This is a genomic window from Actinoplanes sp. NPDC020271, assembly GCF_044388125.1.
In the GTDB taxonomy this organism is placed as follows: domain Bacteria; phylum Actinomycetota; class Actinomycetes; order Mycobacteriales; family Micromonosporaceae; genus Actinoplanes.
Window position 1 is genome coordinate 750,248 of the sequence record NZ_JBIRWQ010000001.1, and the last position, 10,054, is coordinate 760,301.

The 10,054-nt window shown below is 70.8% G+C and carries 10 protein-coding genes; 6 read left to right on the top strand and 4 right to left on the bottom strand.

The window, feature by feature from the left end; all coding sequences use genetic code 11:
* Nucleotides 1–41 precede the first annotated feature (41 nt).
* The 3 genes from ACH442_RS03265 to ACH442_RS03275 are packed head-to-tail and all read right to left on the bottom strand — an operon-like array spanning nt 42 to nt 3,672.
* Entirely contained in the window at nt 42–563 is a 522-nt protein-coding gene (locus ACH442_RS03265; RefSeq protein ID WP_396120905.1) for a hypothetical protein, read from the bottom strand.
* Nucleotides 560–2,422 (bottom strand): DNA primase, encoded by a 1,863-nt coding sequence (gene dnaG, locus ACH442_RS03270; RefSeq protein ID WP_396120906.1) that lies wholly within the window; start codon nt 2,420–2,422, stop codon nt 560–562. Before dnaG ends, ACH442_RS03265 begins: the two co-directional genes overlap by 4 nt.
* Before the next feature lie 47 nt (nt 2,423–2,469).
* Nucleotides 2,470–3,672, bottom strand: a complete 1,203-nt coding sequence (locus tag ACH442_RS03275) for a deoxyguanosinetriphosphate triphosphohydrolase (protein ID WP_396120907.1) — start codon at nt 3,670–3,672, stop codon at nt 2,470–2,472.
* A 41-nt stretch (nt 3,673–3,713) separates the two neighbouring features.
* Between ACH442_RS03275 and ACH442_RS03280 the strand changes: the two genes are divergently transcribed.
* Nucleotides 3,714–5,312, top strand: coding sequence for a methyl-accepting chemotaxis protein (locus tag ACH442_RS03280; protein ID WP_396120908.1), 1,599 nt, complete (start codon nt 3,714–3,716; stop codon nt 5,310–5,312).
* A 46-nt stretch (nt 5,313–5,358) separates the two neighbouring features.
* On the opposite strand, the gene ACH442_RS03285 is transcribed toward ACH442_RS03280, so the two are convergent.
* Nucleotides 5,359–5,730, bottom strand: coding sequence for a VOC family protein (locus ACH442_RS03285; RefSeq protein WP_396120909.1), 372 nt, complete (start codon nt 5,728–5,730; stop codon nt 5,359–5,361).
* A gap of 318 nt (nt 5,731–6,048) precedes the next feature.
* Between ACH442_RS03285 and ACH442_RS03290 the strand changes: the two genes are divergently transcribed.
* The 5 genes from ACH442_RS03290 to ACH442_RS03310 all read left to right on the top strand — a co-directional run bounded on the left by ACH442_RS03290 (nt 6,049) and on the right by ACH442_RS03310 (nt 9,835).
* Entirely contained in the window at nt 6,049–6,396 is a 348-nt protein-coding gene (locus ACH442_RS03290; RefSeq protein ID WP_396120910.1) for a hypothetical protein, read from the top strand.
* Between the two features lie 40 nt (nt 6,397–6,436).
* Nucleotides 6,437–7,435 (top strand): DUF4388 domain-containing protein, encoded by a 999-nt coding sequence (locus ACH442_RS03295; RefSeq protein ID WP_396120911.1) that lies wholly within the window; start codon nt 6,437–6,439, stop codon nt 7,433–7,435.
* A gap of 37 nt (nt 7,436–7,472) precedes the next feature.
* A complete protein-coding gene (locus ACH442_RS03300; RefSeq protein ID WP_396120912.1) occupies nt 7,473–7,973 on the top strand; it encodes a roadblock/LC7 domain-containing protein in 501 nt (166 codons plus the stop codon).
* Nucleotides 7,974–8,070: 97 nt separating this feature from the next.
* A complete protein-coding gene (locus ACH442_RS03305; RefSeq protein ID WP_396120913.1) occupies nt 8,071–8,442 on the top strand; it encodes a hypothetical protein in 372 nt (123 codons plus the stop codon).
* A 313-nt stretch (nt 8,443–8,755) separates the two neighbouring features.
* Nucleotides 8,756–9,835 (top strand): DUF2786 domain-containing protein, encoded by a 1,080-nt coding sequence (locus tag ACH442_RS03310; RefSeq protein WP_396120914.1) that lies wholly within the window; start codon nt 8,756–8,758, stop codon nt 9,833–9,835.
* Nucleotides 9,836–10,054 lie beyond the last annotated feature (219 nt).

Genomic DNA, 10,054 nt, shown 5'->3' on the forward strand with positions numbered 1-10,054 from the left:
GTGGTGGCGGGGTGGTCGGATGGGCTGTCACGCCCCGCACCTTACGGAGGGGGTGCGACAGATTTCTGTGCCCCGTCGACCAACTCGTCGGTCGCCTCGATCACGGCGGGCCAGTCCGTCCACGAGCCGGCGTCGTAGCGGACCGCCCAGCTGAGCCCGTCCTGCCCGGTCACGCGGCGGCCGACCACCCGGACGGCGCCCCGCTCCAGCTCGTGATGCGTCGTGTACGCCACCGAGCGGGTCACCCGGGTCCGCACCTGATCCGGCAGCTCCCCCGGCTCCAGCAGCAGGAACGTCGCCGTCGGCCCGTCCACCAGAACGGTGTAACCGTCCCGTTCCTCGGCGACCTCGGCCGGGGTGATCCGCAGTTCCCGCCCGGACCAGGCGACCTTGTGGATCTCGTGCCAGCCGAGGCGTTCGGTGGCGCCCGGCAGCCAGATGCCCCGGTTCGTCGCGACGAGCACGCCCTCCTCGGACCGGGACCAGGTGAGCACCCGCTCCTCCGGGTCGAGCGGGGGACGGTGCTCGGCCGGCAGCGCGGGCCGGCGTCGGAAGAGCTTCACATTCCACCTGCTGCCTGATCGCGCAGGGCGCGGGCCTGCTGTTCCAGCGAGAAGAGCTCCCCGGCGAGCGCCAGATACTGATCCTTGTGGGTGACCGGGTTGAGCCGCTGGACCTTCGATTTCAGGTCGCGGATCCGGGTGGTCACCGCGGCCGCCTGCAACCGGGCCAGGGTGATCTGCACATAGCGCGGGTCGGCGGCGCCGTCGACCCGCAGCGGCTCCACCGCCAGCTCGCTGACCAGGCCCTGCGCGCCCAGGTCGGTGCAGGAGTCACGGACCTTCTCGATCCAGACGACACCGGCGGTGGCCGAGGACGCGCCGCCGGCCTGGGCGATCGCCTCGCGCAGGGCGGCCAGCACCGGGTCGGCGTAATTCTCGGGGCCGAGCGCGTCGAACATCGGGCCGGCCAGCGCCGGCTCCTGCAGGGCCAGTTTCAGCGCCTCCCGCTCGACCAGACGCTGGGGCGAGTCGGCCTTCGCGGGACGGCCGGGCGACCGCTGCTCGGCGGCCTCGCCGCGCAACGCGTTGTTCACCGCACGCTGCACCGGCTCCAGGTCCATGCCGATGTCGCCGGCGAGCTTCCGCGCGTACTCAGGCCTCTTCTCCCTGTCCTTGATCTTGGCGACGAGGGGGGCGGCCTTGCGCATCGCCTCGACCCGGCCCTCGACCGTGTCCAGGTCGAAGCGGGAGATGGTGTGCCGGAGCGCGAAGTCGACCAGCGGCTCACGCCCGGCGATCATGTCGCGCACCGCGAGGTCGCCGCGGGTCAGGCGCAGATCGCACGGGTCCATGTTGTCCGGGCTGACCGCGATGAACGTGCGCCCGACGAAACGCTGATCCTCCTCGAACGCGCGCAGCGCCGCTTTCTGCCCGGCCGCGTCCCCGTCGAAGGTGTAGATGATCTCGCCGGTGAAACTGTCGCTGTCCATCAGCAGGCGGCGCAGCACGCCGATGTGGTCGATGCCGAACGCGGTGCCGCACGTCGCCACCGCGGTCAGCTCGCCGGCCTCGTGGCAGGCCATGACGTCGGTGTAGCCCTCGACGATCACCGCCCGGCCGCGCTTGGCGATCTCCCGTTTCGCGTGGTCGATGCCGTACAGCACATGGCTTTTCTTGTAGATCGGCGTCTCGGGCGTGTTCAGGTATTTCGGGCCGTCGTCGTCGTCGAACAGCTTGCGCGCGCCGAAACCGATGACGTCACCGCTCAGGTCCCGGATCGGCCACAGGAGCCGGCGGCGGAACCGGTCGATCAGCGACCCCGACCGCGCCGTCTTGGAGAGGCCCGCGGTGATCAACTCGTCCTGGGTGAAGCCCTGCAGACGCAGGTGCTTGCTCAGCGCGTCCCACGAGTCGGGGGCGAACCCGCACCCGTACTTCTCGGCGGCGTCGCGGCCGAAACCGCGACCGGCGAGGAACTCGCGGGCCTTGCGCGCGCCCGGCGAGCCGAGCTGGTCACGGTAGAACTCGACGGCGGACGCGTGCGCGGCGATCAGCCGCTGCCGCTGCCCGGCCTGGGGGCGCGGACCGGACGGCTGGGGACCGTCGGTGTCGTACCGAAGCTGGATCCCGGCCTTTCCGGCCAGCCGCTCCAGCGCCTCGACGAACGACAGGTGCTCCGCGTCCATCAGGAACTTGATGGCGTCGCCGCCCTGGCCGCACCCGAAGCAGAAATACACGCCGCGAGCCGGGGAGACGTTGAACGACGGGGACTTCTCGTCGTGGAAGGGGCACAGGCCCTTCAGGTTGCCGCCACCGGCCGAGCGCAGCGTCACGGTCTCGCTGATCACGTCGGCGATCGAAGTGCGGTCGCGGACCAGCGCGATGTCCTCGTCCTTCACCCTGCCCGCCACGGCATACATCCTGCCTCGCCCGGCGGCGGAACCGCCAGCAGGGTCCGGGCGCGGCGTCAGGCGAGGTCGCGGTGCCAGGCCACGGCGGCCGGATCGGTGAGCGACGCCACCTGATCGATGATCACCCGCAGGGCTTCCGCGTCCGACGAGGCGGCCGCGTGCAACGGCCGGAAGAGCGGATCCAACCTTTCCGGCGTACGGCTGAGCGCCGCCACCAGCTCGGCGATGATGGTGCGCTGCTGCTCGTACCAGTGTTCGGCCGCCCGGGTCCGCATCACGTACCGGAAGGCCATGCCTTTGAGCAGCGCACACTGGTTGCGCACGGTTCGCGGGACGACCAGGTCGGCGTCGTAGCGGCGCATCGGGTCAGTCCCGTACTGACTGTGAGTGGCGCCGACCGCGGACGAGACGAACCGGCCGGTCAGCACACTGGTCATCCGTTTGAGGGTGATCTGCGCGTCGTACGACCCGTCGTAGTCCCCCACCGCCGCCACGGCCGGATCGGCGAGCAGGTGGTCGAGTGCCTCGCCGAGTTCGTCGGGCGTCTCGTCGGAGTAGGTGGCGGCCACGTCCGCACACAGCTCGGCCCGTTCCGCCGGGTCGCGCAGCAGCGGCCCCAGGTGCAGGTAGCCGCCGTGGACGCCGTCCTCGACGTCGTGCACCGAGTACGCCACGTCGTCGGCCCAGTCCATCACCTGCGCCTCCAGGCAGCGGCGGTCGTCGGCGCGGCCGTCGCGCAGCCAGGTGAAGACCGGCTCGTCGTCGGCGTAGACCCCGAACTTGCGGGTGCCGGAGCGGCGGAACCACGGGTACTTGGAGCAGGCGTCGAGCGTGGCGCGGGTCAGGTTGAGGCCGGCCCCGGGGACCTTGGCCTCCAGGCGGGTGAGGACCCGCAGCGTCTGCGCGTTGCCCTCGAAGCCGCCGCACGGCTGTGCGACCAGGTCGAGCGCGGCCTCGCCGTTGTGACCGAACGGCGGGTGCCCGATGTCGTGGGCCAGCCCGGCGACGTCGACCACGTCCGGGTCGCAGCCGAGCCGGGCGCCCATCTCGCGGGAGATCTGGGCGACCTCCAGGGAGTGGGTCAGACGCGTACGCAGGAAGTCGTCGGACCCGGCGGTGTGCACCTGGGTCTTGGCGGCGAGCCGGCGGAAGCCGGCCGAGTGCAGCACGCGGGCGCGATCCCGCTGGTAGGGGGTCCGTCCGTAGCCGCTGTCCTTGGCGGGCTCGGAGGCCCAGCGCTGGGCGTCGGCAGCCGTCATGTGATCACCTTAGGTCGCTCAGCCGGTTTTCGATGTTGCCGATGGGTACAGCCGTGGAGTCCGTTTCCCGGCGCCGAGGCGTCACGATCGTGGGTCGTCTCGTCGTGATGGGCGCCGCCGGGCTCCTGTCGGTCGGCCTGGTGACCGGGTTCGCCGTGCGCAACGCGTCGGACCAGTCCGCCGCCAACACGGAGATCGCCGCGGTCAGCGAGGCGATGAGCGATCAGTGGAACGCCGACATGATGCACGACGCGCTGCGGGCGGACGTGATGTCGGCGATGTACGCGACGACCGCGGCGATGCGCGCCCGGCTGGCCGTCGAGGAGGTCACCGAGCACGGCCAGACCCTGATCGGCATGTACGACGAGGCCACGAGATCCGCCCCGGACAGCCTGAAAGCGGACTACGCGACGATTCGCCCCTCGGTCCTGAAGTACATCAGCGCGGCCGAGGACATGGTCGCCACCGCGGGAACCGATCATGCCGCCGCGGCCGAGAAGGTGCCGGACTTCCTGACGGTCTACTCCGACCTGGAAGGCAAGCTGGGGAACCTCGACGACCGGATGTACGCCGAGGTCGAAGCGGCCGCCGCCCGCGGTTCCGAGGCGTCCGCGTCGAGCAACCGGTTCATCGTGATCGCGGCGCTGCTGGCCGCGCTGATCACCACGACCGCCTGCGCCCTGACCGTCCGCGCGGTCCGCCGCCCGCTGCGCGGGATGCTGGAGGCGCTGCGGGCCCTCGCCCGGCGGGACCTGACCGTCCGCACCCCGGTGATCAACCGGGACGAGCTGGGCGAGATGGCGGCCGCGCTGAACGAGGCGACCACCGCGTTGCAGGGCACCGTCTCGGCCACCGCCGATCGGGTGACGGTCCTGACCGACGCCAGTGCGGAGCTGCGGATGCTGGCCGGCACGCTGGACCAGTCGGCCGAGGCGACGTCGTCGCAGGCGCGCAGCGCGGACGCGTCGGCGGGCAACGTCTCCGGCTCGGTCAACGACATGATGGCCGCGACCGAGCAGCTGTCCGCGTCGATCCGGGAGATCGCCAAGCAGGCCCTGTCCGCCGCGACGACCACGAGCGAGGCCACCACCAGCGCGAACCGGACCGCGAACGCGGTGGCCAAGCTCAGCGAGGCGAGCCGCGAGGTCGGCGACATCGTGCAGATGATCACGAACATCGCCGAGCAGACGAACCTGCTGGCGTTGAACGCGAGCATCGAGGCGGCCCGGGCCGGGCAGGCCGGGAAGGGCTTCGCGGTGGTCGCGACCGAGGTGAAGGACCTGGCTCAGGAGACCGCGCAGGCCACCGCCGACATCACCGCGAAGATTCTGGCGATCCAGGAGATGACCGAGGGCACGGCGACGGCGATCGAGGCGATCTCGGCGGTGATCAACCGGATCGACGACGGGCAGCGGACCATCGCCGCCGCGGTCGAACAACAGTCGGCGACCACCGATGAGCTGGCCCGCAACGTCGGCGCGGTGTCCGCGGCCGCGTCCGAGATCAGCGGCACGGTGTCGCACATCAGCACGTCCAGCGCGGACACGGCGGAGGGCGCGAACACCACCCGGCACTCGGCGGAACTCGTCAGCGGCGCGGCCGACGAACTCCGCGCCCTGATGGCCGAATTCCGTTATTGAGCTGATCCGCGGCGGAAAAACCGGAAGTGGGCTGCTTCCGGGCAGATCACTGGGCAGCAGCCTTGGCCGCCAGCACGCAGAACTCGTTGCCCTCCGGGTCGGCCAGCACCACCCACGGCACGTCGCTCTGGCCGATGCCGACCGGGCGGGCCCCCATCCCGACCAGGCGTTCCACCTCGGTCTCCTGATCGTCCGGCCGCAGGTCGAGATGTAGCCGGTTCTTCACCGACTTGACGTCGGCACTCTCGCCGAAGAGGAGCCCGGGCAGCTCGTCGGGCCGGCGGCGGATCTCGACGAAGTGACCGTCACGGTCGTCGCCCTCGTCGACGATCGTGTAGCCGAGCGCCTCGGCCCACCAGCGCGCCAGCCGGGCCGGGTCCTTCGCGTCCACCACGACCTGCTCCCAACGACTGGGCATGCGACCTCCCGACTATCGACGTGTGACGATCAGGTTACGCGACTCCGACGGGTGACCGACGGCACGGGAACGGACCCGCCGTCCGGCAGGGGAACCCACGGACTGCCCAGGCTCTCGGGGTTCACGGCGGTCCCGGGTAACGGTTACGGGCCTCCGGACCATGACGCACAAAGCGTGCGACCTGTCGGTTCTGTGTCACCGGAGGATGGCCCACGGTGGCGGGGAACGGCGATGCGGCCGTACGCCATAAGCAGGAAAGACCCAGAAAGCACGTCGAGGAGAGAAGTGCCCGGCGTCGATAACTGTCTACAGGAGGCCATGACGATCCCTGGCGCCGTCGGAGCCAGCATCGTCGACTACACCACGGGTTTCCCGGTCGCCACGACCGGAGCCGCACCCAATGCTGACCACGAGGCCGCGGCCTCCGGCACGGCCGAGGTGGTCCAGGCCGCGAACAGCAGGTCGCTGTTCGTCTCGGCGATCCCGCACGACCTGCTCGAGGACCTGATCATCACGACGGCCGGGGGTTACCACCTCCTGCGGGTCGTCCAGACCGAATTCGACAGTCGCCTGGTGCTCTACGTCTGGCTGGACCGGGCCCGCGGCAACCTCGCCGTGGCCCGCCGCCAGATGCAGCGCCTGGCCGACGAACTCGTCACGTCATGACCGGCTACAAGACCAACGCACACACCAGTGAGGAGTAACGGTGGCCGCCACGAAGACCGCCACCCCCGGTGACCTGCTCGCGCAGGTCGCCGACGGGCGGCAGACCGGAGCGCTGGTGGTCGGTGGCCATCCCGGCGGCGCGGTCTACGTCTTCGAGGGGCGCGTCATCTACGCCGAGTCGCCGGCCGCGCCCGGGGTGGGCGAGCTGCTCACCTCGTCCGGCCGGCTGGCCGGGCGCACCTGGCAGAACGCGCTCGACCTGGGCACCTCGACCGCCCGGGTGGGCCGGCTGCTGGTCGAGCAGGGTCACCTGACCCAGGGCGAGCTGGAGCTGTGCATGCTCGGTGCGACCTACGACGCGGCGTACTTCGTGCTCACCTCCGCCGGCGCACCGGTGGACTTCCTGCCGGCGGCGACGCACTGGCTGGGCGCGGTCGTGCACATAGACACCGTCGCCGTGCTGCGGGAGGTACGGCGACGGGCCACGCTGCTCGACGACATCTTCCCGAACCCGCGGATCGACACGCACCCGGTGACCCCGGTCGCGCGTCCGCCGCGGGAGCGGGTGACGGTGACCGCCCTGCAGTGGGAGCTGCTGATCCACGCGGACGGTCAGCGCACCCCGGCCGACCTGGCGCTGCTGCTGGGGCGCGCCGGCTACGCGACCATCCAGGAACTGCGGCGGCTCGCGGCCCTGGGGCTCATCGAGCTCCCGGAGGTACGGGCGCCGGAGGCCCCTGACTTCGTCCGGCTCCCCCAGCACCGCGCCGAGGCGGCCCCGGTGGCCCGTCCCGTCCCGGCGATCGAGGAGTCCCCGGCGGTGCCGGTGATGAGCGGACCACCACCATCGCTCCCCCCACCGGCGCCACCACCACCGGGCGAGGGGAACACCGGGCCGAACCGGCTGCCCCGGCTCGCCCGCCGTAAACCCGGGGCCAAGCTGCCGAAGGAGCTGGCCACCGAGAACCCGCCGGTGCATCAGGGCACCGACGAAGTCCTGCTGAAGCGCATACGCACCGCACTGAGGGCACTGCGGTGACGCGCGCACCCCCGATCGAGAGAAGGAGCGTCCCAGGATGACGGTGGATCCGGCGGTACTCGACGAGCTCGGCCGCCTGCGGAGCAGGGTGCCAGAGTTGTCCGGCAGCGTGCTCGCCACCGCCGACGGGATGGTCGTCGCGCACGACTCGCACGGGATCGAACCGGACACCCTGGCCGCTCTCGCCGCGGCACATCTGGCGCTGGCGCGCCGGTTCGCCCACGCGGTCAACCACGGCGAGTTGCGCGAGTCCGTCGTCGAGTGCGACGGCGGCTACATCACCTCGTACACCGCCGGTCCGAACGCGCTGCTCACCGTGGTCACCTCGGGCGACGCGAACCTCGCCATGGTGCACCTGGAGGCCCGGAGATGCGTACGCCGGATCGTCAAGCTCATCGCGGTGGAGACGGTCCAGCACAAGCAGCACCGGCGACCGGAGATCCCGCAACAGACCGGACCGGCACCGGTCCCGCTGGCCCGGCGGACCCCGATGGCCACCCTGCCGAACGTCTCGCGCCGCCGCACGGCGGCCGGCTGACCGGCAGGTGCAGAACCCGCGGCATCCGCCGCATCCCATCCGGCGCCGCCGTCGTCACGGCGAGCCGCCATCCCACCACAACGGAGGAACGAATCTCATGGCCGAGATGGAAACCGCACTGAAAGAGATCATGGAGATCGACGGCTGCATCGGCGTCGCTCTCGTCGACCACACCAGCGGCATGGCCCTGGGCACCCTCGGCGGCGGCAAGGACCTCGACCTGACGGTCGCCGCGGCCGGCAACACCGACGTGGTCCGGGCCAAACTGCGGGCGATGGAGATGCTCAACCTCTCCGAGAAGATCGAGGACATCCTCATCACCCTCGACACGCAGTACCACATGATCCGGCCGCTCACGAGCCGGTCGGGCAAGGGGCTGTTCCTCTACGTGGCGCTGCGCCGCGACCGGGCCAACCTGGCCATGTCGCGGCACCAGCTGCGCCGCATCGAGAACGACCTCGACGTCTGACCCGTGTGATCCGTGAGCGCCGCCCCTTGGCGGGGAGGGTCCGCACCACCCTCCCCGCCCTGAAACATCACGATCAAATTCTTCATTGCCCCTCTCCGCCGGGGTACCGACCGTCGCTCCCGCGGGGACCCTTCCGACCTGAGCAGGGCGCGGGGCGCCCAGAACGCTCAGGCCGCAAGGGCGATCTCCGTGGGTGGGCACGGTCAAGGCATCGACCCCGGCCGGCTCGCGGTTCCGCCGGGTGGGCACGGTCACCCCGCGAACCCGGTCACCGCCACCAGGAAATCGCAGCTCGGCGGCTAGCATTCGAGCCATGTCGGCCTGGGAGATCGTCGAACGTGTCCGGGCCGGGGAGCTCGACCACGAGACCGCGCTGGACCTGCTCACCGGGTCACCGGCGACGGAGGCCGACGCCGCGCTGACCGCGGCGCTGCGAGGCGAGTTCGAGCGGCTGTTCACCGGCGGCTGGCAACCGGTGGAGCTGCACCGGGCCATCGCGCGGCGCGGCGACCCGATCCAAGGACGGCTCGTCGCGGAAGCAGCCACCACCTTCATGATCGGCCGGGAGCCGGTCGACGACGGGTGGCGGGCACAGGCCGTACAGCTGCAAGGCTCTTCCGAGCAGCGCAGACGGGACCGCATCGCGGTGCTGGACGCGTCGCTGGGTCTTCTGCCCGAGCTGCGGCGCCTCCCGGCCGTCGAGATCCTCATCCCACCGCCCGGGACACCGGCGACGACCGTGCACCACCACGCCGACCGGCGACTCCTCGACCGGGTCCGGGCACTGCTGGCCAAGGCCGAAGCCACCGACTTCCCGGCCGAGGCGGAAAGCTACAGCGCGAAGGCGCAAGAGCTGATCACGCGGTACCGGATCGAGGAAGTCACCGCGCCGACGGCCGGCGTCACCGCGTTCGCGCGGCGCATCGGCGTCGACCACCCCTACGAGAACGAGAAGGCCGGCCTGCTCGACGCCGTCGCCCGGGCCAACGGATGCCGCACGGTCTGGTCACCGGAACTCGGCTTCAGCACGATCTTCGGCTTCGACGCCGACATCGACGCCGTCGAACTGCTGCACACCTCCCTGCTGGTCCAGGCGAACCGGGCGATGACCCGGGACGAGCCGGCCAAGGGCAAAGCGCGGGTGAAGGCGTTCCGCCGCTCCTTCCTGGTCGCCTACGGCATCCGGATCGGGGAACGGCTGCGCGAGGTGACCGTCCGCGAATTCTCCGGGCACAGCGACCTGCTGCCGGTCCTGCGCAGCCGGGACGTCGAGGTCCGCGCCGTGATGGACAAGGTCTTCCCCCACACGGTCCGCACCCGAGCCAGCCGCGTCGACAGCCTGGAAGGCTGGGATTCCGGCCGGGCAGCCGCCGATGAGGCCGTGCTTGATTGACTCGCTTCGCTGGGGGGTGTGTTTGATGGCTGTGCTTGATGGCCTCGCTTCGCTCGGCGGGCATTTCGCCCCTTTGGGTCGATGACGAGAGTGCCGGAAAACAACTGCGCTTCGCTGGTTGTTTTCCGGCACACACGTAAAAGACGGGCGAAAATCGCGGTGGTTAAGCAAAAAAAACAGGCGACCGGGATAGCAGGGAGGTTTAAGGCACGCACGGGG